Origin of the sequence: Rhizobium sp. YJ-22, assembly GCF_029601685.1 — a bacterium.
Classification (GTDB): domain Bacteria; phylum Pseudomonadota; class Alphaproteobacteria; order Rhizobiales; family Rhizobiaceae; genus Metarhizobium.
The window spans coordinates 764,972-791,033 of sequence record NZ_JARRIR010000001.1 but is presented as its reverse complement, the minus strand read 5'-3'; the positions used below and the strand labels follow the sequence as shown (position 1 = coordinate 791,033).

At 64.4% G+C, this 26,062-nt stretch carries 28 protein-coding genes, 1 tRNA gene and 1 pseudogene; 13 read left to right on the top strand and 17 right to left on the bottom strand.

What is annotated here, in order from left to right; all coding sequences use genetic code 11:
• Positions 1–3 precede the first annotated feature (3 nt).
• The 8 genes from P7F60_RS03815 (at position 4) to guaA (ending at position 8,659) form a co-directional block, all read left to right on the top strand.
• Positions 4–1,278: an imelysin family protein gene (locus tag P7F60_RS03815; protein ID WP_277916357.1), complete on the top strand. Its 1,275-nt coding sequence runs from the start codon at positions 4–6 to the stop codon at positions 1,276–1,278.
• Positions 1,279–1,632: 354 nt separating this feature from the next.
• Positions 1,633–3,162, top strand: a complete 1,530-nt coding sequence (locus P7F60_RS03810) for a di-heme oxidoredictase family protein (protein ID WP_277916356.1) — start codon at positions 1,633–1,635, stop codon at positions 3,160–3,162.
• Entirely contained in the window at positions 3,162–4,262 is a 1,101-nt protein-coding gene (locus tag P7F60_RS03805) for an imelysin family protein (RefSeq protein ID WP_277916355.1), read from the top strand. Before P7F60_RS03810 ends, P7F60_RS03805 begins: the two co-directional genes overlap by 1 nt.
• A 4-nt stretch (positions 4,263–4,266) precedes the next feature.
• Positions 4,267–5,355, top strand: a complete 1,089-nt coding sequence (locus P7F60_RS03800) for a DUF1513 domain-containing protein (protein ID WP_277916354.1) — start codon at positions 4,267–4,269, stop codon at positions 5,353–5,355.
• Positions 5,356–5,418: 63 nt separating this feature from the next.
• Positions 5,419–5,871: a TspO/MBR family protein gene (locus P7F60_RS03795; RefSeq protein ID WP_277916353.1), complete on the top strand. Its 453-nt coding sequence runs from the start codon at positions 5,419–5,421 to the stop codon at positions 5,869–5,871.
• Between the two features lie 67 nt (positions 5,872–5,938).
• Positions 5,939–6,388, top strand: a complete 450-nt coding sequence (locus tag P7F60_RS03790) for a PaaI family thioesterase (protein WP_277916352.1) — start codon at positions 5,939–5,941, stop codon at positions 6,386–6,388.
• Complete coding sequence (locus P7F60_RS03785; protein ID WP_277916351.1) at positions 6,385–7,026, top strand: 5'-methylthioadenosine/S-adenosylhomocysteine nucleosidase; 642 nt, start codon at positions 6,385–6,387, stop codon at positions 7,024–7,026. Before P7F60_RS03790 ends, P7F60_RS03785 begins: the two co-directional genes overlap by 4 nt.
• Before the next feature lie 70 nt (positions 7,027–7,096).
• Complete coding sequence (guaA, locus tag P7F60_RS03780) at positions 7,097–8,659, top strand: glutamine-hydrolyzing GMP synthase (RefSeq protein ID WP_277916350.1); 1,563 nt, start codon at positions 7,097–7,099, stop codon at positions 8,657–8,659.
• 62 nt (positions 8,660–8,721) lie between these two features.
• Here the strand turns inward: guaA and P7F60_RS03775 are convergent, their stop codons facing one another.
• Positions 8,722–9,672 carry an aldo/keto reductase gene (locus P7F60_RS03775; protein WP_277916349.1) on the bottom strand — a complete coding sequence of 317 codons (951 nt, stop codon included), beginning with the start codon at positions 9,670–9,672 and terminating at the stop codon, positions 8,722–8,724.
• Between the two features lie 181 nt (positions 9,673–9,853).
• On the opposite strand from P7F60_RS03775, the gene P7F60_RS03770 reads away from it, so the two are divergent.
• Positions 9,854–10,840: a Gfo/Idh/MocA family oxidoreductase gene (locus P7F60_RS03770; RefSeq protein ID WP_277916348.1), complete on the top strand. Its 987-nt coding sequence runs from the start codon at positions 9,854–9,856 to the stop codon at positions 10,838–10,840.
• Here the strand turns inward: P7F60_RS03770 and P7F60_RS03765 are convergent.
• From P7F60_RS03765 to P7F60_RS03750, 4 genes are read right to left on the bottom strand one after another with little or no spacing between them, the layout of a single operon-like run.
• On the bottom strand, positions 10,837–11,166 hold the full coding sequence (locus P7F60_RS03765; protein ID WP_277916347.1) for a hypothetical protein: 330 nt from the start codon (positions 11,164–11,166) through the stop codon (positions 10,837–10,839). The two genes, P7F60_RS03770 and P7F60_RS03765, sit on opposite strands and share 4 nt — an antisense overlap.
• The gene (locus tag P7F60_RS03760; protein ID WP_277916346.1) at positions 11,166–11,528 is read right to left on the bottom strand and encodes a transporter; all 363 of its coding nucleotides are present in this window, start codon (positions 11,526–11,528) and stop codon (positions 11,166–11,168) included. Before P7F60_RS03760 ends, P7F60_RS03765 begins: the two co-directional genes overlap by 1 nt.
• A 4-nt stretch (positions 11,529–11,532) precedes the next feature.
• Positions 11,533–12,228: a class I SAM-dependent methyltransferase gene (locus P7F60_RS03755; RefSeq protein WP_277916345.1), complete on the bottom strand. Its 696-nt coding sequence runs from the start codon at positions 12,226–12,228 to the stop codon at positions 11,533–11,535.
• Between the two features lie 13 nt (positions 12,229–12,241).
• A complete protein-coding gene (locus P7F60_RS03750) occupies positions 12,242–13,231 on the bottom strand; it encodes a glycosyltransferase (RefSeq protein WP_277916344.1) in 990 nt (329 codons plus the stop codon).
• A 137-nt stretch (positions 13,232–13,368) separates the two neighbouring features.
• Here P7F60_RS03750 and P7F60_RS03745 point away from each other — a divergent pair, with 137 nt between their 5' ends.
• Complete coding sequence (locus P7F60_RS03745) at positions 13,369–15,219, top strand: hypothetical protein (RefSeq protein ID WP_277916343.1); 1,851 nt, start codon at positions 13,369–13,371, stop codon at positions 15,217–15,219.
• Between the two features lie 6 nt (positions 15,220–15,225).
• Here P7F60_RS03745 and P7F60_RS03740 read toward each other — a convergent pair whose 3' ends face one another.
• Both P7F60_RS03740 and P7F60_RS03735 read right to left on the bottom strand, forming a co-directional pair.
• Positions 15,226–15,471, bottom strand: a complete 246-nt coding sequence (locus tag P7F60_RS03740; protein WP_277916342.1) for a hypothetical protein — start codon at positions 15,469–15,471, stop codon at positions 15,226–15,228.
• A 104-nt stretch (positions 15,472–15,575) separates the two neighbouring features.
• The gene (locus P7F60_RS03735) at positions 15,576–15,839 is read right to left on the bottom strand and encodes a hypothetical protein (RefSeq protein WP_277916341.1); all 264 of its coding nucleotides are present in this window, start codon (positions 15,837–15,839) and stop codon (positions 15,576–15,578) included.
• A gap of 169 nt (positions 15,840–16,008) precedes the next feature.
• Here P7F60_RS03735 and xseA point away from each other — a divergent pair, with 169 nt between their 5' ends.
• On the top strand, positions 16,009–17,598 hold the full coding sequence (xseA, locus tag P7F60_RS03730) for an exodeoxyribonuclease VII large subunit (RefSeq protein WP_277916340.1): 1,590 nt from the start codon (positions 16,009–16,011) through the stop codon (positions 17,596–17,598).
• A gap of 19 nt (positions 17,599–17,617) precedes the next feature.
• On the opposite strand, the gene P7F60_RS03725 is transcribed toward xseA, so the two are convergent.
• The 8 genes from P7F60_RS03725 to P7F60_RS03690 all read right to left on the bottom strand — a co-directional run bounded on the left by P7F60_RS03725 (position 17,618) and on the right by P7F60_RS03690 (position 21,936).
• The gene (locus P7F60_RS03725; protein WP_277916339.1) at positions 17,618–17,752 is read right to left on the bottom strand and encodes a hypothetical protein; all 135 of its coding nucleotides are present in this window, start codon (positions 17,750–17,752) and stop codon (positions 17,618–17,620) included.
• A gap of 260 nt (positions 17,753–18,012) precedes the next feature.
• On the bottom strand, positions 18,013–18,189 hold the full coding sequence (locus P7F60_RS03720; protein ID WP_277916338.1) for a hypothetical protein: 177 nt from the start codon (positions 18,187–18,189) through the stop codon (positions 18,013–18,015).
• A 517-nt stretch (positions 18,190–18,706) separates the two neighbouring features.
• The gene (locus P7F60_RS03715; protein ID WP_277916337.1) at positions 18,707–18,907 is read right to left on the bottom strand and encodes a hypothetical protein; all 201 of its coding nucleotides are present in this window, start codon (positions 18,905–18,907) and stop codon (positions 18,707–18,709) included.
• A 34-nt stretch (positions 18,908–18,941) separates the two neighbouring features.
• The gene (gene rpsU / locus P7F60_RS03710; RefSeq protein ID WP_277916336.1) at positions 18,942–19,187 is read right to left on the bottom strand and encodes a 30S ribosomal protein S21; all 246 of its coding nucleotides are present in this window, start codon (positions 19,185–19,187) and stop codon (positions 18,942–18,944) included.
• A gap of 127 nt (positions 19,188–19,314) precedes the next feature.
• Positions 19,315–19,524 (bottom strand): cold-shock protein, encoded by a 210-nt coding sequence (locus tag P7F60_RS03705; protein WP_277916335.1) that lies wholly within the window; start codon positions 19,522–19,524, stop codon positions 19,315–19,317.
• 393 nt (positions 19,525–19,917) lie between these two features.
• Positions 19,918–20,004: transfer RNA gene (locus P7F60_RS03700), tRNA-Leu, on the bottom strand.
• A gap of 80 nt (positions 20,005–20,084) precedes the next feature.
• Positions 20,085–21,512 (bottom strand): phosphomannomutase, encoded by a 1,428-nt coding sequence (locus P7F60_RS03695; protein WP_277916511.1) that lies wholly within the window; start codon positions 21,510–21,512, stop codon positions 20,085–20,087.
• A gap of 130 nt (positions 21,513–21,642) precedes the next feature.
• Positions 21,643–21,936, bottom strand: a complete 294-nt coding sequence (locus tag P7F60_RS03690) for a SelT/SelW/SelH family protein (protein ID WP_277916334.1) — start codon at positions 21,934–21,936, stop codon at positions 21,643–21,645.
• Positions 21,937–22,126: 190 nt separating this feature from the next.
• On the opposite strand from P7F60_RS03690, the gene P7F60_RS03685 reads away from it, so the two are divergent.
• Together P7F60_RS03685 and P7F60_RS03680 are read left to right on the top strand one after the other, a co-directional pair.
• The gene (locus tag P7F60_RS03685; protein WP_277916333.1) at positions 22,127–22,561 is read left to right on the top strand and encodes a DoxX family protein; all 435 of its coding nucleotides are present in this window, start codon (positions 22,127–22,129) and stop codon (positions 22,559–22,561) included.
• A 68-nt stretch (positions 22,562–22,629) separates the two neighbouring features.
• Entirely contained in the window at positions 22,630–23,376 is a 747-nt protein-coding gene (locus tag P7F60_RS03680) for a type 1 glutamine amidotransferase (RefSeq protein ID WP_277916332.1), read from the top strand.
• A 53-nt stretch (positions 23,377–23,429) separates the two neighbouring features.
• On the opposite strand, the gene pheT is transcribed toward P7F60_RS03680, so the two are convergent.
• Positions 23,430–25,853: a phenylalanine--tRNA ligase subunit beta gene (gene pheT, locus P7F60_RS03675; protein ID WP_277916331.1), complete on the bottom strand. Its 2,424-nt coding sequence runs from the start codon at positions 25,851–25,853 to the stop codon at positions 23,430–23,432.
• 22 nt (positions 25,854–25,875) lie between these two features.
• Positions 25,876–26,062, bottom strand: a pseudogene (locus tag P7F60_RS03670) (phenylalanine--tRNA ligase subunit alpha); the annotation flags it as partial.

The following is a 26,062-nucleotide window of genomic DNA, read 5'->3' as shown; positions in this document are numbered from 1 at the left end:
CGAATGATCCGCAAATCCATGCTGCGCGCCGGGCTGGCGCTGCTTGCCGTGTCCGCCGCCTTTGCCGTGCCGGCGCATGCCGCTACCGATGCCGCCGCCGTCATCAAGCATTACACCGATGTCGCCCATGCCAAATACGAGGATTCGCTGACCACGGCGAAGAAGCTCGACAAGGCCATCGACGCCCTGATCGCCAAGCCCAGTGAAAAGACGCTGAAGGCGGCGCGCGCCGCCTGGCTTGCGGCCCGCATTCCCTACCAGCAATCGGAAGTCTACCGCTTCGGCAATCCGATCGTCGACGATTGGGAAGGCAAGGTGAATGCCTGGCCGCTGGATGAAGGCCTGATCGACTATGTCGATGCCTCCTACGGCACCGAAAGCGATGAAAACGCGCTCTACACCGCCAATGTCATCGCCAACAAGACGATCAAGATCGACGGCAAGGATGTCGATGCCTCGAAAATCACGCCGGAACTCCTGCAGACCCTGCATGAGGCAGGCCATGTCGAAGCCAACGTCGCCACCGGTTATCACGCCATCGAATTCCTGCTCTGGGGCCAGGATCTGAACGGCACCGGCCCCGGCGCCGGCAATCGGCCCTACACCGATTACGACCAGAAGAACTGCACCCACGGCAATTGCGACCGCCGCGGCGATTTCCTCAAGGCCGCCTCGACGCTGCTGGTATCCGATCTCCAGGAGATGACCGATGACTGGGCGCCGGAAGGTGAGGCGACCAAGCATGTTTCGGCCGATCCCAAGGCCGGCCTCGTCGCCATCCTCACCGGCATGGGCTCGCTGTCCTATGGCGAACTCGCCGGCGAGCGCATGAAGCTCGGCCTCATCCTCCACGATCCGGAAGAGGAGCACGATTGCTTCTCCGACAACACCTATAATTCGCATCTCTACGACGCCATCGGCATCGCCTCCGCCTATACCGGCGACTACATCCGCACGGATGGCACCAAGATGCACGGTCCCTCGCTGTCCGAACTGGTGGCGGAAAAGGACAAGGCGCTCGACAAGGAGATGAAGGGCAAGCTGAAGACGACGCTCGACGCCATGCGCGTCATGGCCGATCGCGGCAAGCGCGTCGAAGCCTATGACCAGATGATCGGCGAGGGCAACAAGAAGGGCAATGCGGTGGTCCAGGCCGCCATCGACGGTCTGGTCGACCAGACCAAGAGCATCGAACGCGTGATCGCCGCCCTCGATCTCGGCACGGTGAAGCTCGAAGGCTCCGCCAGCCTCGACAATCCCAGCTCCGTCTTCAAGTAAGGAAAAGCGGCCGGCGGCGTCAGCCTCCGGCCGATTGCCGATGCTCTGCCATTTCGCCCGGTTTCCGGTTGAGACAAGCGCCGATAACGCCCTCCTTGGCGCTTTTCCCTGCCTTCGGGCGAAGGGAGGATTGCAGGTGACGCACATCCATGTCGCTCTCTCTCTTCGCCCACGAGACAGGGCTGTTGCCTATGAAATGCGGCGTTTGCCTCGAAAACCCTTCTCCCATCGGGCGAAAAGGGCGCGGCAGTGGGATGAGGGGGATGTCACAGGCGCAAAAAGCCGAATATTCCCTCGTCTCACACCCCTCATCCGGCCCCTCGGGCCATTTTCTCCCGGAACGGAGAGATGGAAATGAGGCGGCGTTTTTCTTCCGTTTCCCGCCGTCTCGGCCTCACGTCCCTGGCCATCTTCCTTGCCGTTGCGGCCGGCGGCATGGCGGCGGGGGAGGCGCGGCGCGACGATCTTTCGGCCGACGATCTCGGCCGGGTTCTGGCGGTCACCGCGCCGGCTGCGGATTTTTCCCGCGCCGAACCTTTCGAGGCGATGCCGGGCGGAGCGACGACTGGCCGCAAGACGCAAGGGCGGGATGTGTTTTCGACCCCGTCCGCCAATCTCGACAGTGCGGCCGGCCATGATTTCATCCTCGGCAACGCCCTGTTTCGAAAACTCTGGGTCGCCTCACCTTCCTCGACACTGGCTTCGGACGGCCTCGGTCCGCTTTACAATGCCCGTTCCTGCCAGAGCTGTCATGTTCGTGACGGCCGTGGCCATCCTCCGGAAGACGGCAATGCGGTCTCCATGGTCCTGCGCCTTGCCCGCGATGCGTCCACCCCGGCGGAAAGGGCGGTGTTCGCCGTTCACGAAGCGCTGAATTTTCCCGATCCCGTCTATGGCCGGCAATTGCAGGATTTCGCCAGCCCCGGCCTTGCCGCCGAGGGCCGGGTCGCGGTGCGCTATACGGAAGAGGCCGTGGCGCTCTCGGAGCGCGAGACGGTCAGCCTGCGCAGACCGGTCTATGCGGTGGAAGCGCTGGGTTATGGCCCGCTCGATCCGGCCACCACGCTATCGGCGCGTGTCGCGCCGCCGATGATCGGGCTCGGCCTGATCGAAGCGATCCACCCCGCCGATATCGAGGCGCTCGCCGATCCGCAGGATCGCGACGGCGACGGCATTTCCGGCCGGGTGGCCCGGGTGCGCGACGAAAAAGGCGCGCCGGCGCTCGGCCGCTTCGGCTGGAAGGCGCAGAACGCCACCGTCGCGCAGCAGACCGCTGCCGCCTTTGCCGACGATATCGGCATTTCGACGCCGCTCGCCGACCGCCCCTATGGCGATTGCACGCCCGCCCAGACCGCCTGCCTGTCGCGCCCGAACGGCGTCCAGAAAAAACTTGGTCCCTACGAGGCTCCCGATCCGGTGCTGGGCCTCACCAGTTTTTATGCCCGGCACCTGGCCGTGCCGGCGCGGCGTGATGTCGCGGACCCGAAGGTGCTGGCCGGCAAGGCGCTGTTCTATGCCGCCGGCTGCGCCGCCTGCCATCACCCGAAATTCGTGACCCGCCGGGACGCCGCCGATCCCGCGCTCGCCTTCCAGCTCATCTGGCCCTATTCCGATTTCCTGCTGCACGACATGGGCGAGGGCCTTGCCGATGGCCAGCGCGTCGGCGAGGCGGATGGGCGGGAGTGGCGCACGCCGCCGCTCTGGGGTATAGGTCTGACCCGCGCCGTCGGCGGCCAGGCCTTCTTTCTGCATGACGGCCGCGCCCGCAGCCTCACCGAAGCCATCCTCTGGCATGGCGGCGAGGGGGAAAGGGCGCGCACCGCTTTCGCCACCCTGTCGCGGCCCGACCGCGATGCCCTGCTGGCCTTCCTGGAGTCGCTGTGATGACCCGTCTTTGCCGCCTGCTGCCCGTTCTTGTCGTCGCTCTCATGCCGCTTTCGGCAGCCGCGCAAGACGGCGCGTCGAAACTGCAGGAGGCGGCCGTGCCCGCCGTCATGACCAAGGCGGTCGACGAGGTCATCCGTCCCGGCTATCGCAGGTTCCATGAAACGGCCTCCGGCCTCACCGGCGCGATGAAGGCGCTCTGCGCCACGCCCTCGGCCGATGCGCTGGCAAAGGCGCGGGCCGGTTTTGCCAGCGCCGTCGCCGCCTGGTCTGAGATCGAGATCGTCCGCGTCGGCCCGGCGCTGGAGGAGAACCGTTTCGAGCGCATCCTGTTCTTCCCCGATCGCAAGGGGCTGGCGTTGAAGCAGGTGCAGACCACGATCGCCGGCAAGGACGAGAAGGACACGACGCCGGAGGGCATCGCCGGCAAGAGCGTCGCCGTCCAGGGTCTTACCGCGCTGGAATATGTGCTTTACGGCAGCGGCGCCGAGACGCTGGAGAGCGAGGCGAATGGTTTTCGCTGCCGCTTCGGCGCGGCCGTCGCCGGCAATGTCGACGCCGTCGCCGCCACGCTTTCGGCCGATTGGGAAAAGAAGGGCGGCATCGCCGACCAGTGGAAGACCCCCGGCCCCGACAACGAGCAGTTCCGCGACGGCCGCGAGGCGATCCAGGCGCTGCTCGGCATCCTCGTCCACGGCGTCGAGACGGTGCGCGACCAGCGGCTGGAAGCCTTCTACAAAGGCAAGGACAAGCCGGTGCGGCCGAAATCGGCGATCTACTGGCGCGCTGGCCTGACATTCCCCTCGATCACCGCCAATCTCAAGGGCATTAAGGCCCTGTTCGTCGCGTCCGGCATGGAGCAGGTGCTCGACCCCGCCGACCGCGCCATCGCCGCCGACATCGTGGCGCTGCTGAGCTCCCTCGGGGAAACCGCCCCCACTGTCGATGCCGATGTCGCCAAGGCCGTTGCCGACCCGAAGGACCAGGAGAAGCTGGATGCGCTGCTGCGCGGCACCCGCGAGCTGCTGGTCAAGCTGAATGACGGCTATGGCGGCGCCATTGGGCTTGCCGCCGGCTTTTCCTTCGCCGACGGGGATTGAGGGCGTGGCGAACCCGCTCATCGACCGCCGTCGTTTCGTGCAGGCGGCCGGCATCGCCTTCCTCGCCGGCCTGTCGCCGCGCGTGCTTCATGCGCTGGAGCGCGCCGACGCCGTCTTCGCCTCCGCCTTCCGCGCCAAGGACGGCTCCTATGGTGTCGCGACCGTCACCGAGCGGGGCGAGATCGTCTCGCGCAGCCCGCTGCCGGCCCGCGCCCACGGCATGGCCGCCTGCCCGGCAACGGCGAAGGCGGTCGCCTTCGCCCGCCGTCCCGGCACCTTCGCCATGGTCCTCGATCTCGCCGGAGGCGCCGATCCCGTGGTCATCGCCGCCCCCGATGGCCGGCATTACTTCGGCCATGGCTGCTTTTCCCCGGATGGACGCTGGCTCTATGCCAGCGAGAACGATTTCGACGCCAATCGCGGCGTCATCGGCCTTTACGATGCGCGCGAGAATTTCGCCCGCATCGGTGAGTACGAAGCCTTCGGCATCGGCACCCACGACCTGTCCGTCTCCGACGACGGGGCGATGCTGATCGCCGCCAATGGCGGCATCGAGACCCATCCGGATTTCGGCCGCACCAAGCTCAATCTCGACCGCATGGAACCATCGCTGGCGCTGATCGACGCCCGCGACGGCGCGCTGATCGAGCGCCACATCTTGCCGGAAACGCTGCGGCAGCTTTCCACCCGCCACATCGACCTCGATGCCGCTGGACAGATCTGGTTCGCCTGCCAGTACGAAGGCCCGCGCAACGACACGCCGCCGCTGGTTGGCCGGTTCTCGAAAGGCGAGCCGCTGGCCTTCCTCGACTTGCCCGAAGAAACCGTGCGGACGCTCGGCAATTATGTCGGGGCCATCGCCGTCAACCGCCGCCTCGGCCTCGTCGGCGTCACCTCGCCGGTCGGCGGTGCCGCGGTCACCATCGATGCCGCCAGCGGCCGGGTGATCGAGAGCCGCAACCGCCCGGACGCCGCCGGCATTACCGCCGCCCCCGAAGGTTTTGCCGTCTCCTCCTATGACGGACGGATGCTGGAGACGCAAAGCGACGTCGCCTGGGACCAGCACATACTACGCCTGTCAGGCCACGGCTGATGCGGCCGTCCTTGCGCATCCGCCGCGCTCGCCAAACGCACGCCGCGCCCTAGATGAGTCGCCATGCGAAAGATTGCCACCCATCTTCTCTTCATTGCCGCTGTGCTCGGCGGCGGCCTGTTTGTCGGCTTCAATTTCATGCCGGGTGACTGGTACCAGTCGCTTGCCAAGCCGCCTTTCAATCCGCCGAACTGGATTTTCGCACCCGTCTGGTCGATCCTCTATATCCTGATCGGCGTTGCCGGCGCGCGAACCTTTCTGCGCGACGGCCTGTCGAATGCCTTCGGCCTCTGGGTCATGCAGCTCATCCTCAATTTCCTGTGGTCGCCGGCCTTTTTCGGTGCGCGGAACGCGCATCTGGCGCTGGCGGTCATCGTGCCGCTGCTGGCAACGATCCTGGCCTTTATCGCGCTGCGCTGGCGGCGCGATCGCGTGGCCGCCCTGTTGTTCGTTCCCTACGCCGCCTGGGTCGGTTTTGCGACACTTCTCAACGCATCGATCGTCTGGCTGAACTGAATTCCCCGCCGATGGCTTGCCGAATCCGAGGGTCCGTGCCACTTTCCGCCCGAACAGGGGTCATGCAATGGCAGAGGAAGACGGCGGCGATTTCGGCGAGCGCATCCGGCAGAGTTTTTCCCGGCAGCGGATCATGGAAACCATCGGCGCCGAGCTGACCCGCATCGAGCACGGCACGGTCGAGATCGAGCTGGATTTCGATCCGAAGCTGACGCAGCAGCATGGTTTCCTGCATGCCGGCATCGTCGCGACGGCGCTCGATTCCGCCTGCGGCTACGCCGCCTATACGGTCATCGATGCCGATGCCTCGATCCTGACCATCGAATTCAAAGTGAACCTGATGTCGCCGGGCCGGGGAAGCCGCTTCCTGTTTCGCGGCGAAGTCACGAAACCCGGCTCCAACATCATCGTCGCCGATGGCCGCGCCTATGCGCTGCGTGACGGCCCGGCCAAGCTCGTCGCCTCGATGACCGGCACGATGATGGTGGTGCGCGGACGCGAGGGAATTGCCGGATGACGACCTACGAACTCAAGCGTATCGCGGGAAAATCGATCCTGTTCGTCATGGCGGTGAAGGCCGAATACGGCGCGCTCCTGGAAACGCGGTTCTCGCCGCTCCTGACCGGCGTCGGCCCGGTCGAGGCCGCCATCAACCTGACGCGCGAACTGGCGCGCCTGCAGGCGGCGGACGATTTGCCCGATCTCGTGGTGTCCCTGGGGTCGGCCGGCGCGCCGGCGCTGGAGCATACGGAAGTCTATCAGGTCTCCAGCGTGTCCTATCGCGATATGGACGCCACGGCGCTCGGCTTCGAGAAGGGCTGCACGCCGCTTCTCGACCTGCCGGCGGTCCTCGAATTGCCGCTGCGCATTCCGGGCATTCCCGAAGCGCGGCTTTCCACCGGCGCCAATGTGGTCTCGGGCCGCGCCTACGAAACCGTCGATGCCGATATGGTCGACATGGAAACCTATGCGGTGCTGCGCGTTTGCCAGATCTACGGCCTGCCGTTGATCGGCCTGCGCGGCATTTCCGACGGCAAGGCGGAACTCAGCCATATCGGCGACTGGACGGAATATCTGCATGTCGTCGACCGCAAGCTGGCCTATGCCGTCGACAGCCTGTTCGAAGCGCTGGAGGACGGGGTCTTCTGGTTCTGAGGGACAACAGGGACAATATAAACGCCTGCGGCCGATTGCATGTCGCAGCGGATTTCATTAAAGGCTCGCCATGACCCAGACAGCTCCCTCCGACACCGTTCTCATCGTCGATTTCGGCAGCCAGGTGACGCAGCTCATCGCGCGGCGTGTGCGCGAAACCGGCGTCTATTGCGAAATCGTGCCCTTCCAGTCCGCCGAGGAAGGCTTCGCGCGCCTCAAGCCGCGCGCCGTCATCCTCTCCGGCAGCCCCGCCTCGACCGTGGACGAAGGCTCGCCGCGCGCCCCGCAGGTGATCTTCGACAGCGGCGTGCCGGTCTTCGGCATCTGCTACGGCCAGCAGACCATGTGCGTCCAGCTCGGCGGCAAGGTCGAGAGCGGCCATCACCGCGAATTCGGCCGCGCCTTCCTCGACGTCGAGAAGGAATGCGCCCTGTTCGAAGGCATCTGGCCGCTGGGTTCGCGCCATCAGGTATGGATGAGCCATGGCGACCGCGTCACCGCTTTGCCGGAAGGCTTTGAGGTCGTCGCCACCTCGCCGAACGCGCCTTACGCCTTCATCGCCAACGAGGCGAAGAAATATTACGCCGTGCAGTTCCACCCGGAAGTGGTGCATACGCCCGACGGCGCCAAGCTGATCGCCAATTTCGTCCACAATATTGCCGGCCTTCAGGGTGACTGGACCATGTCGGCCTATCGCGCGCGCGCCGTCGAGGCGATCCGCAAACAGGTCGGAAACAAGCGCGTCATCTGCGCGCTTTCCGGCGGCGTCGACTCGTCGGTTGCCGCGCTGCTGATCCATGAGGCGGTCGGCGAGCAGCTGACCTGCATCCTGGTCGACCACGGCCTGATGCGCAAGAACGAGGCGGCCGATGTCGTCGCCATGTTCCGTGAGCATTACAACCTGCATCTCCTGCATATCGACGCTTCCGACCGCTTTATTTCGGCGTTGGAAGGCGAGAGCGATCCGGAGGTCAAGCGCAAGACCATCGGCCGCCTGTTCATCGAAGTCTTCGAGGAAGAGGCGAAAAAGCTCGGCGGCGCCGAGTTCCTGGCCCAGGGCACGCTGTACCCGGATGTGATCGAAAGCGTCTCCTTCACAGGCGGTCCCTCAGTGACCATCAAGAGCCACCACAATGTCGGCGGCCTGCCCGAGCGCATGAACATGCAGCTTGTCGAACCGTTGCGCGAACTGTTCAAGGACGAAGTCCGCGTCCTCGGCCGCGAACTCGGCCTGCCGGAGAGTTTCATCGGCCGCCATCCCTTTCCGGGCCCGGGCCTCGCCATCCGCTGCCCCGGCGGCATCAGCCGCGAAAAGCTGGAGATCCTGCGCGAGGCGGATGCGATCTATCTCGACGAAATCCGTAAAGCGGGCCTCTACGACGCTATCTGGCAGGCTTTCGCCGTGCTGCTGCCGGTCCAGACCGTCGGCGTCATGGGCGACGGCCGCACCTATGAATTCGTCTGCGCGCTGCGCGCCGTCACCTCCGTCGACGGCATGACCGCGGATTTCTATCACTACGACATGGAATTCCTCGGCCGCGCCGCCACTCGCATCATCAACGAAGTCCGCGGCATCAACCGCGTCGTCTACGATGTGACGTCCAAGCCGCCGGGCACGATCGAGTGGGAATGATGCCGTAGCGGCATTTTTAGACTATCGAAGGGCGCCGGCATCGACCGGCGCCCTTTGTCGTTTCAGGCGCCGGCCTTGTCGAGCAGGGCGATCTGGTCCGACGTCAGCGACAGGCTGGCGGATTTGATCAGGCTTTCGAGCTGGGAAAGGCTGGTGGCGGAGGCGATGGGGGCGGTCACAGTGGGTTTGGCCATCAGCCAGGCGAGGGCGATCTCGGCCGGTTTGGCGCCGATCTCGGCGGAGACCGTGTCGAGGGCGGCGAGGATGCGCTGGCCCTTGGCGTCGAGATATTTGCCGGCGTCCTCGCCGCGCGCCTTGCCTTGCGTATCGGCAGGCGTGCGGTACTTGCCGGTCAGGAAGCCGGAGGCGAGGCTGAAATAGGTGATGACGCCGATGTCTTCCCTCTGGCATAGCTCGGCGAGCGGACCTTCGAAACCGCCGCGGTCGTAGAGATTGTATTCCGGCTGCAGCACGTCATAGCGCTGCAAGCCGTTTGCAGTGGCCGCATCGAGTGAGGCCTGAAGCTGGGTGGCGTCGAGGTTGGAGCCGCCGACGGCGCGCACCTTGCCCTGTTCCTTGAGTTTCGTGTGGGCGGCCAGCGTTTCCTCGTAGGGGACAGAGGCATCCGGCCAGTGCGAGAGGTAGAGGTCGATGTAGTCGGTCTGCAGCCGCTTCAGCGAATCCTCCACCGCATGCATGATCCATTTTTGCGACAGGCCCTTGCGTCCTTCGCCGAGATCGGAACCGACCTTGGTGACGACGATCGCCTTGTCGCGCGCCACGGCGCCGGACTTCAGCCATTTGCCGATGATCACCTCGGATTCGCCGCCGGAATTGCCGGGCGCCCAGGACGAATAGACATCGGCGGTATCGACCGTGTTGAAGCCGGCCTCGAAGAAGCGCGACAGCAGCGCAAACGAGGTCTTTTCATCCGCCGTCCAGCCGAACACATTGCCGCCGAACACCAGCGGCGCGATTTTCAGGCCGGTTCGGCCAAGGGGTCGCAATTCCATACTCTCCACTCCTTCGTTGCGTCGGCGCGCAAATCGCCGGCATTCGGGCGCGAAGCTAGCGCTCCCCTTGGCCTCTTTCCAGTCGCATTCGCGTGAAGCGCCGCCGAAAGCGGAGCGCCGATTGCATCGCCGCCGCCGGCTGACTAAGGTGCCGCACGTCAAAAAGATTTCGGAGGAAGAGATGCTGCGTTTCGGAATTCTGTCCACCGCGAAGATCGGCGCCGAGCTGGTCGTGCCCGCCATTCAGGATGCGGAAAACTGTGTCGTCACCGCCGTCGCCAGCCGCGACCTGGCCAAAGCGCGGGCCATGGCCGATCGTTTCTCCGTGCCCCAGGCCTTCGGCTCCTATGAGGAGATGCTGGCTTCCGATGTCATCGATGCGGTCTATATCCCGCTGCCGACCTCGCAGCATGTCGAATGGGCGATCAGGGCCGCCGATGCCGGCAAGCATGTGCTGGTGGAAAAGCCGTTGGCGCTGAAGGCCGACGAGATCGACGCCGTCATCGCCGCCCGCGACCGCAACAAGGTGGTGGTGACGGAAGCCTTCATGGTCACCTATGCGCCGGTCTGGCGCAAGGTGCGCGCGCTGTTGCAGGAAGGGGCGATCGGCAAGCTGCGCCATGTTCAGGGCGCGTTCACCTATTTCAACCGCGATCCCGGCAATATGCGCAATATCCCGGCGCTCGGCGGCGGCGGCCTGCCGGATATCGGTGTCTATCCGACGATCACCACCCGCTTCGCGACCGGGCAGGAGCCGAAGCGGGTCCAGGCCGTCACCGAGCGCGATCCGGAATTCGGCACCGACATCTATTCGAGCGTCAAGGCCGAGTTCGACAGTTTTGAACTGAGCTTCTACATCTCCACCCAACTCGCCAACCGCCAGGTGATGGTCTTCCACGGCACGGACGGGTTCATCGAGGTGAAATCGCCCTTCAATGCCGATCGCTACGGCGCGGAAGAGATCGAACTCACCAATCGCAACCACGGCGAGTCCCGCATCTTCCGCTTTCCCGACAGCCGCCAGTACAAGCGCGAGGCCGAGGCTTTCGCCCGCGCCGCCTTGGGCGAAAAAGAGGAAATCGTCTCGCTGGAAAGCTCGAAACTCAACCAGGCCTTCATCGACGCCATCTATCGCGCCAGCGAAAAGGACGGATGGGAAACGGTCTAACCTTTCGGTTTGCGCAGGTAGAGCGCAAAGCCGAACAGCGCGAAGCCGAGAGCGGCGAGGGCGGCCAACGCCCGCGCTGCCAGCGGTTGCAACAGCGGCAGCAGCAGGATCAACGCCAGCGAGAGCAGCGTCGACAGCACGAGGCTGATCGTCAGGAGATCGCGCGCGCGTCTTTGAAGACCCGAAAGCTGGACGACGCCCAGCGCCACGGCAAGGCCGGCGACCCCACCGATCAGCATGGTCGTCTCGACCCGATAGGACAGCAGGTGCCAAACGGCCAGATCAGCCGCCAGCGCTGCCAGGAGCACGCCGAGATAACGCGCCATCAGCCGTTGATAGCCAGCATGCCGGCGACGATCAGAGCGGCCCCGAACGCATATCGCAAGGTCAGCGTCTCGCCGAGAAAGAGCTGCGCCAGCAGCGGCACGAAGCAGAATGTCAGCCCCATGAAGGAATAGGCGAGCGTCAGCGGCACGGATTTCAGCACGTAGATCCAGACGAGCGTGCCGATGCCGTAGAGTGCGAGCGCGGCGATCAACAGCGGATTGAGGGCGAGATGCAACAATCCGCGAAAGCCGAAATCGCCCGCCGACGCGCTGGTCAGCTTGAACAGCACCTGACCTGCCGCAATCAGCAGCGGCGTGCCGAGCAACCCCATCCAGATGCCGGCCGGAAGCGTGGGAAACATCCGTCTACCCCTTGTCTTCGCAATAAAAAATGTCGCGGCCGATATCGATGCATTCGAATCGCTCCGGCACGGGATGCACGGCCCGCAGGAAGGAATGAGTATAGGGGAAGAAATTGAAATGCGGGTTGAAGGTGTAGCGGTATTCGCGCTCACGTGGCACGACGATGATCAGCCGCCGCCGCGCGATGCGCCTGAGTTCGGCGATCGCCCGGCGATAATCGAGCAGATGCTCGATGACATGGGTGCAGACGACGGTATCGAATTCGCCATCGGCAAACGGCAGTTCCTCGATGCGGGCGGCGACATATTCGATGCCGGGCAGGGCCGCCGCATCCTCGACGACGAAATCGACGCCGGTCAGGCGCTGGATTTCAGGATGCGCCGCCTGGATATGCGAGAGCAGCGCTCCGGTGCCGCAGCCGACGTCGCAAAGGCTGTCGCCGATCACGCCGGCATTGATGCGTCGGATGGTGGCAGCCGAATTGTCGGTGCCCTGGTGCACGCGCGGATGGTTGCGATAGAGCGTTTCATACTCGGTTTCGGTGAGGAAGGGCGCGCGTTCGCGAAAACGGGCGAGATGGTCGATATGGTCGCCCCAGGCCAGCCGTGCCATCCAGCGGAAGGCGGCGCAATCGCGCAGGATCGGCGGCAGGACGTCTTCGATGACGAAACGGATGCGGTTGGTGGTTTCGCGGTTCATGGTCGTTTTCCGGTCAGGCCGCCCTGTCCGCCTGGGCTGCGGCGGCGCGCGCCTCCGACACGCCCGCCCTGGCGGCGGGCAGGTTGACATAATGCAGCCGCAGCAGCTCCGCCCGTGCGCGCGCCACGGAATCGAGGATGACGCCGGCGGCATACAGGATGAAGGCGATCATCATCAGCGCCAGGGACAGGACCCAGGTCGGCATGCGCGGCACGAGGCCGGTTTCGAAGAATTCGATCAGCACCGGCGTCATGAAGACGAGGCTTGCCGCCATCACCGCCGTTCCCAGCGCCCCGAAGAAGGCGAAGGGCCGGGTCTCCTTCATCAGCATGGCGAACATCCAGAGGATTTTGGCGCCGTCGCGGAAGGTCGAGAGTTTCGAGTGCGAGCCTTCCGGGCGCCGCCCGTAATCCAGCTCCAGTTCGCTGACCGGCAGTTTCAGACGCGAGGCATGCACGGACATTTCCGTCTCGATCTCGAAGCCGGCCGAAATCGCCGGAAAGCTCTTCACGAAACGGCGGGAGAAGGCACGGTAGCCGGAAAAGATATCGGTGAACTCACTGCCGAAAATGCCGCGATAAAGCTGGTTGAACAGCCGGTTGCCGAAGGCATGACCGTTGCGTCCGGCATCGGCATGCACGTTGCGGCGGGTGCCGACAACCATGTCGGCGCCTTCGGTCATCAGCGTGCGGATCAGGTCTTCGGCGTCGTCTGGCGAATAGGTGCCGTCGCCATCGGCCATCAGGTAGATGTCGGCCTCGATATCGGCGAACATGCGGCGCACCACATTGCCCTTGCCCTGCCGCCGCTCGCGCGTCACGGCCGCACCGGCCAGCATCGCCTGCAGTGCCGTGCCATCGGTGGAATTGTTGTCGTAGACATGGATGCGCGCCTGGGGCAGCGCCGCGCGAAAACCGCGCACGACTGCCGCGATGGTGCCCGCCTCGTTGTAGCAGGGAATGAGAACCGCGATCTGCGGCGAGCCGGGCCCGGCATCCGTCATGATGTCCTCGACGCAAAACACACAGTGCCGGCCGCCCATGCCGCCAGGTCGTTTTTTACTATTTCTTGAGAAGGTTAAGGCATGGTTTCCGCCAAGGCCCCCAACGCGGAAAAGGGCGGCGGAAAAGGAAGGCCGGCATGACGAATGCGTTGCTTGCGAGCGAGGGTGCCGGTCCGGCCGAGGCGAAGGCGGCCCCCGGCCGCTTGGCTTTGCTGCTTTCGCGCCTGCCCGCCGCCATCGCCTTCTACGGCATCCTGACCATTCTGGTGCTTCTACTGCTCAACCTGCCGAATGCCACGGATTATGTCGGCGCCGACAATGACGACGTCATGCGCCTCATCGAGGTGCGCGATCTCCTCGGCGGCCAGGGCTGGTTCGATCTGATGCAATACCGCCTTGGCCTCGGCGATGGCACACTGATGCACTGGTCGAGGCTGATCGACCTGCCGCTCGCCAACCTCATCTCCACATTCGACCTGTTTCTGCCGCATGAGCGCGCCGAGGCGCTGGCGCTGACGGTCTGGCCGCTCTCCCTCAGCCTGGCCCTGCTGGCGGCGATGGGGCTGGCCGGGCGGCGGATCGGCGGTATCGCGGTCATGCATGTCAGCCTTGGGCTGACCGCGCTGTTCATGGTCACGGGAAACCGTTTCCTGCCGGGTTCCATCGATCATCACAATGTCCAGCAGGTGCTGATCGCCACCATGGCCGCCATGCTGGTCGACCCGGCGCGCCGGGCGCCAAGCTTTTTCTTCGCCGGGGCCGCGGCGGCGCTGGCCGTCGCCATCGGCGCCGAAACCGTGCCGCATGTGGCGGTCGCCAGCATGATCGTCGCCCTGCTCTGGGGCTGGCATGGGCCGATGATGGCACGGGCGGCGCGCGCCTATTGCCTCGGTCTGGTGGGCGTCGTCTCCGCCGCCTTTTTCGCCACCATACCACCGTCGCGTTATGGCGCGGTTACCTGCGATAACCTGTCGCTCGGCTTCTACTCGATCATCGCCGCCGGCGGCCTCGGCCTGATGGCCGCCACCTTTCTTCCCGCCCGCTGTCGCTTCTCGGCGCGGCTGGGGGCGCTCGGGCTCGTCGGCGCGGCCGTTGCCGGCACGGCCGTATTGATCGCGCCGAAATGCCTCGGCAATCCCTTGTCCGATCTCGATCCGCTGGTTGTGCGGCTATGGCTGTCCAATGTCACCGAGGCGCGCTCGATGGTGGCGTTCGCAAGGCTCGATCCCTCCGCCTGGGGTGCGTTCTACGGGGTCGGCGCGGTCGCCTTCGCCATTGCGATCTTTTTCGCCATCGAGAGGCGGCGGGTGGAAACCGCGCTGATCCTTGCGGCGCTGATCGGCGTGAGCTGGCTGGTTGCCGCCTTGCAGGTGCGCGGCGCGGCCTTTGCCAACCTGCTCGGCATCCTGCCCTTCTCGCTGCTGCTGATCGATCTGCGCCGCTTCGTCCATGCCAATCCGCAGCATATGGGCGCCAGTTTTCTCTATCTTTGCATGGGTTTCGCCGCTTTGCCATCGGCTTGGGCGATGGCCGGGCTGGTCGCCACGGAAGGCGTCAAGGGCATCGTCGAGCGTCTGTCGCCAAAAGTCGATGCCGGCAATACGCCGGCCTGTATCGGGCCGGCCGCACTTGCGACGCTCGCCGCCCTGCCGCCGACCACGGTTGCCGCACCCGTCGAATTCGGCGTGTCGATCCTGCGCTACACCGGCCATCGCGTTCTGACCGCGCCCTATCATCGCAACCAGGGCGGCATTCTGACGGAGATCTATATCGGCCTGTCGAAGCCGAAACAGGCGGAAGCCTTCCTGCGCGGCGCCGGCGTCGGGGTACTCGCATTCTGCAGAAGCGATTGGCAGACGATGAATTTCGCCAAGCTGGAGCCGCAGGGGCTTTACGGGCAACTGACCGCGGGCAATATACCCGGCTACCTGGAGCCGGTCGCCGGAACGGAAACGGCGCCGCTTCAGCTTTACCGCGTCAAACCGTAGTCAACCTCAGGCGTCGCGCCGCTTTTCGGCCGGCCGGCGGCGGTCGAGCGCCAGCATGCAAAGCACGAGGCCGAAAATGCCGAGATTGAAGCCGAGGATGGAATAGACCAGCCAGCGCACCGAGACGAGGCCCGAAAACAGCGAGGCCGCGCCATAGGCGAAAAGGATCAGGAGGGCCGCAACCAACACCGCCGTGACCGAACGCATCAGTCCCGCGGTAAAGCCGATCGTCATGCTTGTCAAAAAGATCATGCTCGCCCCCTTCGCTGTTTGTAGCCGGGGAGTATTGCCCCGGCCTTGCTAACAAATGCTTTCGGCGGAGCGCGTCTCCCCTAACGATTGAGAGCGCGGGAAGTTCAGGCGAGCGCGATAATATTGCCGGCGGTGGTCCCGGTTGCGCGGATGCGCGATACCCGCACCGGCAAGAACGTGCCGGCGGCGAGACCGGTAAAGGTCACGATCTCGCCGGACAGCATTCTGACGCTGAGATTGCCGCCCGTGCCGATATAGACGGCGCGGCTGGCCTCGGGCAGATCGGTGCCGTCGTCGGGCGTCACCGGAAAGGCGGCGAGCGCCGGGCCGGAAAGCGAGGGCTGAACATTGGCAAAACGGTCGAACATGGCGATCCTCTCGGGTTGGGTGTTGATCGCCCCATCTTCTCCCGGCGCGCCGGCCCGTGAATGAAAGAGGACGGTTTTTTGCCGCGCCCGCCTGCAAATCCCGTGCAGAAGGGGCTTCGCCCGCGCTTTCCGGCTGCCCATCGCGGCGGCGATCCGCTAGACTTCGGCCATGACCAATCTTTTCGACACCGATGCCGCCTCGAACCTGACGGAATATACCGTTTCCGAATTGTCCGGCTCCATCAAGCGCACGGTCGAGACCGCCTTCGACCAAGTGCGGGTGCGCGGCGAAATCTCCGGCTATCGCGGACCGCATTCCTCGGGTCACGCCTATTTCTCGCTGAAGGATGACCGCGCCCGCATCGATGCCGTCGTCTGGAAAGGAACCATGAGCCGGCTCAAGGTTCGCCCGGAAGAGGGCATGGAGGTGATCGCCACCGGCAAGATCACCACCTTTCCCGGCTCCTCTAAATACCAGATCGTCATCGAAAGCCTGGAGCCCGCCGGCGCCGGAGCGCTGATGGCGCTGCTCGAGGAGCGCCGCCGCAAGCTTGCCGCCGAGGGACTGTTCGATGCCGACCGCAAGCGCCGCCTGCCGTTTCTGCCGCGCGTCATCGGCGTCGTCACCTCGCCGACCGGCGCGGTGATCCGCGATATCCTGCATCGCATTTCCGACCGCTTTCCGGTGCATGTCCTCGTCTGGCCGGTGAAGGTGCAGGGTGAGGGATCCGGAAACGAGGTGGCCAACGCCATCAGGGGCTTCAACGCCATGACGCCGGACGGACCGATTCCGCGCCCGGACGTTCTGATCGTCGCCCGTGGCGGCGGCAGTCTGGAGGATCTGTGGAGCTTCAACGACGAAATCGTCGTGCGCGCCGCCGCCGAAAGCACCATTCCGCTGATCTCCGCAGTTGGCCACGAGACCGATTGGACACTGATCGACCACGCGGCCGACATCCGCGCGCCGACGCCGACCGGTGCTGCTGAAATGGCCGTGCCGGTCAAGGCCGAGCTGCAGGCCCAGCTTTCCAGCCTCGCCGCCCGCCTGCAAGGCTGTACTGGCCGCCACATGGATCGCCGCCGGCAGGATGTGCGTGCCCTGGTGCGGGCGCTGCCCTCGCTCGACCAGTTGCTGGCGCTTCCGCGTCGCCGCTTCGACGAAGCGGCCGTCGGCCTGGGTCGCGGACTGTCTATGACGGCGTTGAACAAACGCCGCAGCTTTGAGCGCGTCGCCAGCCATCTACGCCCGGACATGCTCTCCGCGCGTATTGCCGAGCGCCGCCAGCGAGTGGCCGATCGCCTGCAGCGCATCGAACGGTTCGTCGAACGCCGCACCGACGATGCCCGCGCAAGGCTGCGTCGCGCCGATGCCGTGCTCGGCCTCGTGCCCGCCCGCCTGCAGGTGCAGACGGCGCGCTTTTCCGATCGCCTGGCAAACCTCATGCGCCACGCCGATAGCGCGCTGACGCACCGCCTCGGCCGCCTGCGCGCCGACATGCAGGCGCAAAACCGCGTTCTCGAATCGCTGTCCTACAAGAATGTGCTGCAGCGCGGCTATGCCGTAATCCGCGATGCCGAGGATCGTCCCCTGTCCCGCGCCGCCGCCATCGGCCCGCGTGAGGCGATCTCCATCCAGTTCGCCGATGGCCGCGTTGACGCCGTCACCGGTGAAGCCACCGCGCCGGACGCCGCGTCACCCGTCAAAAAACGCTCCTCCAAACCGAAATCGGAACCGCCGACGCAAGGCAGCCTGTTCTGACACGACTGGCGGGCGCCGGCTATTTCTTCTTACCTGAGCCAGGCAAAACCTCGACCTGCCGGCCGTTGTTGGTTGGCGGCAGCTTGGCCTTTTGCGCCTTGTCCTGCTTGGGCTTGCGCGGCTCCTTGCTGCTTCGAATCTGGCCTTTCGACATTCGATCCTCCTGTTTCGACCCTGCCAGTCGATGACGAATCGAGAAGCACCAGGCGACTTGCCTCCGGCTTGCCGTTCTGGTGAAGCCGACCGGCCGTAGGCATTCCTTGAATTGCGTAACGATGCAGCCGCGTCACGCCGCAGATCGTGTCTTGATGGGTGGTCTTCATGGGACGAGGCCGCGCTTTCTCAGGGCTGGCGGATGCGCCGGCTCCTGAAGAGAGGAAAAACGATTGCCAAGGGTACATGGTCGAGTCGCCCCTATCGGCTTGGCTGAAGTTCGCGATTGAACCGCCGCAGCAGAATGAGCGACGCTTGACGCTCCGCGCCGGAAAGCGGCTCCATTCTCTCGCTGACATAGCCCGCACGCCTCAAAATCTCCCGCAGCAGGCGCGCGTGGCGAGGACCGAAATCGATATGTCGGATATTGGAAGACATCTGGTCCTCCTTTCGTTGGGGCAAGGAAGCAAGTCCCTTAGTCGGCATGCGCCCGAAAAATGGGTGCCGAGGCTGTCACAATGCGCCTCTGCGCCGGTAATGGCAAATCGTCAATTAAGGTCATTTGGCGATTCGGCCATACGGACCTTGTTTCGACCACAATCGCCCATTATAAATAGGCAATCGGCATTGCTGATGAGCGCTGAAATGAATTCGCCGCTCGCAATCGCCGCGTTGCTTCAGGCTTTTGACCACGGATGTACTGGCATTGGTAGGGAAGCGATGATGAGGAAGGTCGGTGCGATTTCGCCCCGGCCTTTTTTGTTGCGCGGTCGCAGGCGGGTTTCGTCATCCCGATGCCCTGTCCTTGTCCGCGCCACCAAACTTGAGATCGCCCGACATGGTGATCGCAGTCGGATAGCCGGGGCGGCGCGGAAAAATCGCCATCGGGCTTGATGGTGCGCGCCAGGCAGGTATGTCCGGGCGGTCTGCGCCCGGCCTGGTCAGCATCTTTGCGTCACTTGCGCTTGGTTTTCGGCAAGGGCGCGGGCTCGGCGGCCTCCTTGGCCAAACGCAGCGCCCGAAGCTTTTCGGTCTTCTTCTCCCGCGCCGCCGTCTCCTGCGCAACGATGCCCTTGGCGGCGGAATCGGTATTTTCCGCTTTCTTGGCGGCGCTGGCCTTTCCCGGCTTAAAAAACTGCTCTTCAGATGCGGTCATCTAGGGCTCCTTCGAATTCCGGCGTCTCGTGGCGTCACTTCGCCCGGCCTGGCAGCGGCTTCTTCTTGGGAGCGGGCAGGAGCCCCTCGCGCTGCGCCTTCTTGCGGGCCAGCTTCCGGGTGCGCCGGACGGCCTCGGCTTTTTCCCGCGCTCTCTTTTCGGAAGGCTTTTCATAAGCGCTCCGTGCCTTCATTTCCCGGAAAAGCCCTTCTCTCTGCATTTTCTTTTTCAAAACGCGGAGGGCTTGATCGACGTTGTTGTCCCTGACGAGAACTTGCAAGAACCTATCCTTTCACAGCGATTCCAGAGGCAGAAAGCAAAAAGGCCGGGCATGACCCCGACCTCTCAAGATCACTCAGCCGCGCCGCCAGTACATCCGTGGTCAGCGCCGGCGAATGACAAAGTCATCAAGCAGCGCGCAGATTGTCTGCGGCATACTTGCCCGAGCGACGATCCTGTACGAGATCGTACTGCACGGTCTGCCCTTCGCTAAGCGAGCGAAGGCCGGCGCGCTCGACAGCAGTGATATGCACGAATACGTCGTTGCCGCCATCGTTCGGGGCGATGAAGCCGAAACCCTTGGTGCCGTTAAAAAACTTTACGGTGCCTGTGTTCATAACGATTTCCTTTCAATCGTTGGAATTGCCGGGAGTTTCCGGCGAAATAATCGACGATGAAGGGAAGAATGACAGGCGCTCAAGGCGCAGAGACAAAAGTCGCAGACAAAGTTCGATAAATTCAATGTAGGATTTTTAACACGATCATTCAAGGCATCGCGAAAATATTTCTTCGCAATGCAAAATCGAGTGGCGCGAATGATTTCAGGTTTGCATTCGAAACGATCGTCAACGGCGAGATATTGCTCACCACTTTCGGACGACACAACAAAGCTGTCGGAAAAACTGCTGGATGCAACGGGACGAGCCTGGACAATCAAAAACAAAAAGGCCCGGTTTCCCGGGCCTTTTGAAGTACCTAAGCGCCCTGTTGGACAACTTAGGTTATGAAATTGGTGCCCAGAAGAGGACTCGAACCTCCACACCCTTGCGAGTACCAGCACCTGAAGCTGGCGCGTCTACCAATTCCGCCATCTGGGCGACGAGGAGCGATGTACGGGGCTGGGCGGCGGAAGTCAACGGGGTTTTTGAAGTTTTTGTTTCAAACCTCGAAAAAAATGTCAGAGGACCCCGCCGACCCATGTGCGGATAAGGTCAAGGCCCTGTTTCAGCAGAGCTTTTGCCGCTTCCGGGGTTTCCGCTTCCACGTAGCAACGCATCTCCGGCGCATTGCCGGAGGGGCGAAAATGGATGATCCGGCCGTCCTCGAGCGCGATTCGCAACCCGTCGATGTCGCTCTTGCCCGCGACCTTGCCGATGGGGGCGAGAAAGGCGGCGAGATTGGCGTCGGAGGCGCGCAGATGCGCCATCACTGCCGCGCTTTTTTCGACGGCGAAGTTCTCCAGGCGGTCGGCATCGGCGAAGGGCAGGCGGTGGTTGCCGGCAATCTCCGAGAGCGGCTTTTTCGCCTGCGCGGCCGCCGAAAGCACGGCCAGCACCGGTAGCACGCTGTCGCGGGTCGGCAGCGGATCGAGGCTATGGCCGTTGACATCAAAGGCGGAAGCGGTCAGCAGCCCGCCATTGGCCTCGAAACCCATGACCTTGGCGCGGCCTTCGGCCAGGGCCTCGTTCATGCCGGCGATGACGAAAGGCGAGCCGACCCTGGTACGTATCACCGAGAAGCTTCCGGCCTTTTCCAGCCCCGAATTGGAGGTCACCGGCGTCACCGCCACGCCGGCATCAAGGAAAATGGCAGTCATCAGGCCGAGCAGGTCTCCGCGCAGCGGCGCGCCGGTTTCGTCGGCGAGCAGCGGCCGGTCGCCGTCGCCGTCGGCGGAGACGATGGCGTCGAGCCTGTGCTCGGCGGCCCAGTCCCGCAGCAGCGTCACGGTCTCTGCCGAGACGGCTTCGGTATCGACCGGGATGAAATTCTCCGAACGGCCGAGTGGCACGACCTCGGCGCCGTAATGGGAGAGCACCTCGACGAACAGGTCGCGCGCCACGGTGCTGTGCTGGTAGACGCCGATCTTCAGGCCGGCCAACGCCTGTTCCGGCAGGAGGGCGCGGTTACGGGCGCAGAATAGCTCCATGACGGCCACCGCTGCATCTTCGCCGCGGCCAGGCGTCGCGTCGACTGCGGTCTCGCCCTCAGCCAGTTCGGCGGCCTTGGCGCTGATCGCCGCCTCGTCCTGCTTGTCGATCTCGCCGTCCGGGCGATAGAACTTGATGCCGTTGCGGTCTGCAGGGATATGCGAGCCGGTGATCATGATTGCCGCTGCCTTGCGGCTCATGGCGTAGAGCGCCAGCGCCGGCGTCGGGACCGCGCCGCAATCGACCGGCGTGAAGCCGGCGCGCGCCAGCGCCCCGAAACAGGTTGCGGCGATCTCCGGGCTCGACTCGCGAAAATCGCGGCCGACGAAGATCGGATCGCCGGCACGCGCCCGGCCGCTTTCCAGGAGCACGCGCGCGAAGGCGGTGACATACAGCGCCGTCGCCTTGCCCTTGAGATCGACGGAAAGGCCGCGCAGGCCGCTGGTACCGAATTTCAGGCTCACGAAAGGACTCCCAATATGCATTGTGCCGCGTTGGCCGCAAGCGGCGGGAGGCATCGAGCCGCCGTCGCGCCCGCGACATCTGCTCTATGTATAGGGGATTTCCGCTGTTGTCGCTGCCGGGAAATCAGCTTTCCAGGTTGACGCGGTCGGTATGGCCGAGATCGCGGCCGGGCTCGATGATGTCGCGCACCCGCTGCTTCAGTTCCTTCGGGCCGGGAAAGCCGCCGTCGCGCTTGCGCTCCCAGATCAGCTCGCCGTTCACCCGGATTTCGAAATTGCCGCCGGTGCCGGGCAGCAGCGCCACTTCGCCAAGCGAATCGGCGAAGGTGGAGAGCAGTTCCTGCGCCATCCAGGCGGCGCGAAGCAGCCAGTTGCATTGCGTGCAGTAGAGGATGGTGATGCGCGGCTTGTCGGTCATGACGGTCTCCATTTCATGTTTTTTCCAGCTTTATGCGCACCACCGGATAACGACAACAGCGGCTCACGAAAAATTCAACTGAAATAGTCATGTTTTGATCGGGTTATGGATTGCCATTCCGGCCGCGACCCGCAGATCTGCCGCCATTCGCTTTTCAAGCGTACTTCCAAGGACAGCTCAAGGAGACGACATGACCGAACCCCGCCTGATCATCCCCGCGCTCGGGTCTCTCTATGCCGGCCTGCGCACGCCGATGGAAACGCTGCTGCGGCTTGCCGCCGGTGCGCTGCTCGCCGTCCATGGCTATGGCAAGATCATCAATCCCTTCGGGGCCGTCGATATGGTGCAGGGCCTTGGCTTCTATCCCGGCGTTTTCTGGTCGCCGCTGCTGTCGGCCACCGAATTCTTTGGCGGCATCTTTCTCACCCTCGGTTTCCTGACGCGGCCGGCGGCATTGGCCGCATCGATCGTCCTGCTCGTCACCGTCTATGCCCATGGCTTTGCCTGGGGTGACGGATTGGCGGGAGCGGAGAAATCGGTCCTCTGGGCGGCGATCACCCTCTATTTCGTCGTGCGCGGCGCCAATGCCTGGTCCGTCGATGCTCGGATCGGCCGGCAGTTCTGACAGGACCCTTGAACCTTGCGCCGGGACATGGTCTTGTCCCGGCGTGAAAGACAGCAGGGAGTGTGGCGATGCGCGTTGCGGTGGTTGAAAATACGCTTGTATCGAGTCTGGGGCAGGTCGGTGTGGCGCTGCAAGAGGCCGGCGCGGAACTGACGATCTTCCAGCCCTGGAAGGGTGGCGAACTGCCGCAAGACCCTGATGCGTTCGATGGGCTCGTCGTGCTCGGCGGCGAGCAAAGCGCCATCGACGACCACACCCATCCTTATCTGCCGCAACTGGCCGAGGTCATGCGCCGCTTCGGCGATGCCGGCAAGGCGGTGCTCGGCATCTGTCTCGGTTGCCAGATTCTGTCGCGCGGCTATGGTGGCGACAACCTGCTCGGCCAGACGCCGGAATTCGGCTGGTTTGACGTCGCGCTGACGCCGGAAGGTGCTGCCGATCCGGTTCTGGCCGCCGCCGCCGCACAGGATTTTTCGATTTTCCAGTGGCACAGCGATACCTTCACCCTGCCGTCGCAAGCAGTGCATCTGGCCTCGAGCCCGGCGGCCTCCGCCCAGGCTTTCCGCATCGGTCGCGCCGCCTATGGCACCCAGTTCCATTTCGAAGCCAGCCGCGACGTGGTCGAGGATTGGCGTCAGAAGTTCCCCGACATGATGGAAGTTTGCCGACCCGGCTGGCTGGAGGAGCATCGCGACCTGGCACAGGTGCATGGCCCCGCCGCTGACGCCACCGGCCTGGCGCTGGCTCGCGCCTGGGTCCGGCAGATCGAGGTCGCGGAGCGTTCCGAAAGGCCGGAATTGCTGGCTGGCGAATAACAAGCAAAGCCGCCCGGCAGACCCGGGCGGCTTTTCCATTTAAGATCGGCCACTCAGGCGCGCAGCGTGCCGCCGGTCGTCTTGGTGACGTTGCCGACGATCTTTGCCGTCAGCACGTCGAAATCCTCGTCGGTGAGGGTCTTTTCGATTGGCTGAATCACCACTTCGATGGCAACCGACTTCTTGTCGGCGCCAAGCGATGCTCCCTCGAACACGTCGAAGACATTGACGGCGACGATCAGCTTGCGGTCGGCGCTCGCGGCGGCCTTGAGGATGGCGCCGGCTTCCACCGTGCGGTCGACGACGAAGGCGAAGTCGCGCTTGACCGCCTGCAGGGCGGAGAGATCGAGCGCCGGCTTGGTGCGGGTGGCTTTCCGCTTCGGCTCCTGCATGGCGTCGAGATAGACCTCGAAGCCGCAGAGCGCGCCTGTCACGTCGAGGGTTTCGAGTGCGCGCGGGTGGAACTCGCCAAAAGTGCCGAGAACGATCTTCGGGCCCATCTTGATCGTTCCGGAGCGGCCGGGATGATACCAGCCGGGCGCGCCGCGTTCGATCTGGACATTGGCCATCGGCACGCCGCAGGCTTCGATCACCGCCAGCGCATCCGCCTTGGCGTCGAAGACGTCGACCGGCTTGCCGCCGCCGCGCGTGGCGTTCGACCACAAGCGGCCGGCGCCGTTCAGCGAGGCGGTGCCGCGACGGATGCCGCCGGCGACGCGCCGCTGTGCTTCCGGCGTATCGCCCTCATAGGTGCCGGAGACTTCGAAGATCGCCACGTCGCCATAGCCCTTGTCGGCATTGCGCTGTGCGGCCGAAAGCAGGCCCGGCAGCAGCGACGGGCGCATGTCGGACATGTCTGCGGCAATCGGGTTGGCGAGCTTGAGCGCCGGCTGACCGCCGCCGAAAAGCTTGGCATGGGCTTCCGGGATGAAGGACCAGGTGACGGCCTCCAGCATGCCGCGCGCGGCCAGCGCCCGCTTGGCGGTACGGGTGCGGATCTGCAGCGTCGTCAGGATCTTGCCGTTGACGGAAGACAGCTTTTCCAGCGGCGTCGGACGGATGTTGTCGACGCCATGGATACGCAGCACTTCCTCGACCAGATCGGCCTTGCCATCGACATCCGGCCGCCAGGAGGGCACGCCGACCGAGAGCGTCTCGCCTGCGCCGCCGACGGCAAAGCCGAGACGGGTCAGGATGTCGGCGCTCTCGGCGCGGTCGATATCGAGGCCGGTCAGGCGCTTGACCTCGGAGACCGGGAAGGGGACGATTTTCGTCTGGTGGCCCTGATAACCGACGACATCGGCCTTGGCGGCCACGCCGCCGCAGAGTTCCAGCACCAGTTCGGTGGTGCGTTCCAGGCCGGGCGCCATGTATTCCGGGTCGACGCCGCGCTCGAAGCGGTAGCGCGCATCGGTGATGATGCCGAGCGTGCGGCCGGTGCGGGCGACGTTCATCGGATCCCACAGCGCCGATTCGATCAGCACGTCGGTGGTGTTCTCGTCGCAGCCGGAATGCTCGCCACCCATGATGCCGCCGATGGATTCGACGCCATTGTCGTCGGCGATGACCACGTTGGCGGGGCCGAGCTTGTATTCGCGCTGGTCGAGCGCCAGCACGGTCTCGCCGTCATGCGCGCGGCGGACGGTCAGGTTGCCCTTGACCTTGGCGGCGTCGAAGACATGCATCGGCCGGCCCTGGTCGAAGGTCATGTAGTTGGTGATGTCGACCAGCGCGTTGATCGGACGCAGGCCGATGGCAATTAGCCGCTGCTGCATCCAGCGCGGGCTCGGGCCGTTTTTCACGCCGCGCACGAGGCGCAGGGCAAAGCCGGGGCACAGCGCTGCATCGTCCAGATCGATGACCACCTTGGTCGGGGTCTCGCCCTCGACCGGGAAGGACGGTGCCTTGACGTCCTTGAGGCGGCCGAGGCCGGAGGCGGCGAGATCGCGGGCGATGCCGCGGATCGAGGTGCAATCCGGCCGGTTCGGCGTCAGGTTGATCTCGATGATCGGATCGTCGAGGCCGGCATAGGCAGCAAAGGACGTGCCGATGGGCGCATCGGCCGGCAGGTCGATGATGCCGTCATGATTGTCGGAAATGTTGAGTTCCTTTTCCGAGCACATCATGCCGCGGCTTTCGACGCCGCGGATGGTGCCGACCGCCAGCGTCACGTCGATGCCGGGCACATAGGTGCCGGGAGCGACGAAGGCGCCGACGAGGCCCTCGCGGGCATTCGGCGCGCCGCAGACGACCTGCACCGGTTCACCGCTGCCGGTATCGACTTTGAGAACCCGAAGACGATCGGCCTGCGGATGCTTTTCGGCGGCGATAACGCGGGCGATGACGAAGGGCTTGTACAGCGCCTTGTCGTCGACATCCTCGACTTCGAGGCCGATGGCCGTCAGCCGCTCGCAGATTTCGGTGAGCGACGCCTCGGTTTCCAGGTGATCCCTGAGCCAGGAGAGGGTGAATTTCATGGTCTTTCTCCTTGGATGCCGGTTAGGCGCTGAGGCCGCCGAACAGGGTCGGCATGTCGAGCGGGCGGAAGCCGTAATGCGTCATCCAGCGGACGTCGGCGTTGAAGAAGTCGCGCAGGTCCGGCATGCCGTATTTCAGCATGGCGATGCGGTCGAGGCCCATGCCCCAGGCAAAGCCCTGGTATTCGTCGGGATCGAGCCCGCCGGCG

Bases quoted from the DNA above. Each gene is read 5' to 3' on its own strand.
- P7F60_RS03740 (WP_277916342.1), bottom strand. From the start codon at position 15,471: ATGATCTTTTTGACAAGCATGACGATCGGCTTTACCGCGGGACTGATG.
- P7F60_RS03715 (WP_277916337.1), bottom strand. From the start codon at position 18,907: ATGACCGCATCTGAAGAGCAGTTTTTTAAGCCGGGAAAGGCCAGCGCC.
- P7F60_RS03810 (WP_277916356.1), top strand. From the start codon at position 1,633: ATGAGGCGGCGTTTTTCTTCCGTTTCCCGCCGTCTCGGCCTCACGTCC.
- P7F60_RS03755 (WP_277916345.1), bottom strand. From the start codon at position 12,228: ATGAACCGCGAAACCACCAACCGCATCCGTTTCGTCATCGAAGACGTC.
- pheT (WP_277916331.1), bottom strand. From the start codon at position 25,853: ATGAAATTCACCCTCTCCTGGCTCAGGGATCACCTGGAAACCGAGGCG.
- P7F60_RS03685 (WP_277916333.1), top strand. From the start codon at position 22,127: ATGACCGAACCCCGCCTGATCATCCCCGCGCTCGGGTCTCTCTATGCC.
- P7F60_RS03750 (WP_277916344.1), bottom strand. From the start codon at position 13,231: ATGACGGATGCCGGGCCCGGCTCGCCGCAGATCGCGGTTCTCATTCCC.
- guaA (WP_277916350.1), top strand. From the start codon at position 7,097: ATGACCCAGACAGCTCCCTCCGACACCGTTCTCATCGTCGATTTCGGC.
- xseA (WP_277916340.1), top strand. From the start codon at position 16,009: ATGACCAATCTTTTCGACACCGATGCCGCCTCGAACCTGACGGAATAT.
- P7F60_RS03725 (WP_277916339.1), bottom strand. From the start codon at position 17,752: ATGTCGAAAGGCCAGATTCGAAGCAGCAAGGAGCCGCGCAAGCCCAAG.
- P7F60_RS03745 (WP_277916343.1), top strand. From the start codon at position 13,369: ATGACGAATGCGTTGCTTGCGAGCGAGGGTGCCGGTCCGGCCGAGGCG.
- P7F60_RS03680 (WP_277916332.1), top strand. From the start codon at position 22,630: ATGCGCGTTGCGGTGGTTGAAAATACGCTTGTATCGAGTCTGGGGCAG.
- P7F60_RS03735 (WP_277916341.1), bottom strand. From the start codon at position 15,839: ATGTTCGACCGTTTTGCCAATGTTCAGCCCTCGCTTTCCGGCCCGGCG.
- P7F60_RS03775 (WP_277916349.1), bottom strand. From the start codon at position 9,672: ATGGAATTGCGACCCCTTGGCCGAACCGGCCTGAAAATCGCGCCGCTG.
- P7F60_RS03790 (WP_277916352.1), top strand. From the start codon at position 5,939: ATGGCAGAGGAAGACGGCGGCGATTTCGGCGAGCGCATCCGGCAGAGT.
- P7F60_RS03690 (WP_277916334.1), bottom strand. From the start codon at position 21,936: ATGACCGACAAGCCGCGCATCACCATCCTCTACTGCACGCAATGCAAC.
- P7F60_RS03765 (WP_277916347.1), bottom strand. From the start codon at position 11,166: ATGGCGCGTTATCTCGGCGTGCTCCTGGCAGCGCTGGCGGCTGATCTG.
- P7F60_RS03785 (WP_277916351.1), top strand. From the start codon at position 6,385: ATGACGACCTACGAACTCAAGCGTATCGCGGGAAAATCGATCCTGTTC.
- P7F60_RS03815 (WP_277916357.1), top strand. From the start codon at position 4: ATGATCCGCAAATCCATGCTGCGCGCCGGGCTGGCGCTGCTTGCCGTG.
- P7F60_RS03770 (WP_277916348.1), top strand. From the start codon at position 9,854: ATGCTGCGTTTCGGAATTCTGTCCACCGCGAAGATCGGCGCCGAGCTG.
- P7F60_RS03705 (WP_277916335.1), bottom strand. From the start codon at position 19,524: ATGAACACAGGCACCGTAAAGTTTTTTAACGGCACCAAGGGTTTCGGC.
- P7F60_RS03805 (WP_277916355.1), top strand. From the start codon at position 3,162: ATGACCCGTCTTTGCCGCCTGCTGCCCGTTCTTGTCGTCGCTCTCATG.
- P7F60_RS03720 (WP_277916338.1), bottom strand. From the start codon at position 18,189: ATGTCTTCCAATATCCGACATATCGATTTCGGTCCTCGCCACGCGCGC.
- P7F60_RS03760 (WP_277916346.1), bottom strand. From the start codon at position 11,528: ATGTTTCCCACGCTTCCGGCCGGCATCTGGATGGGGTTGCTCGGCACG.
- P7F60_RS03795 (WP_277916353.1), top strand. From the start codon at position 5,419: ATGCGAAAGATTGCCACCCATCTTCTCTTCATTGCCGCTGTGCTCGGC.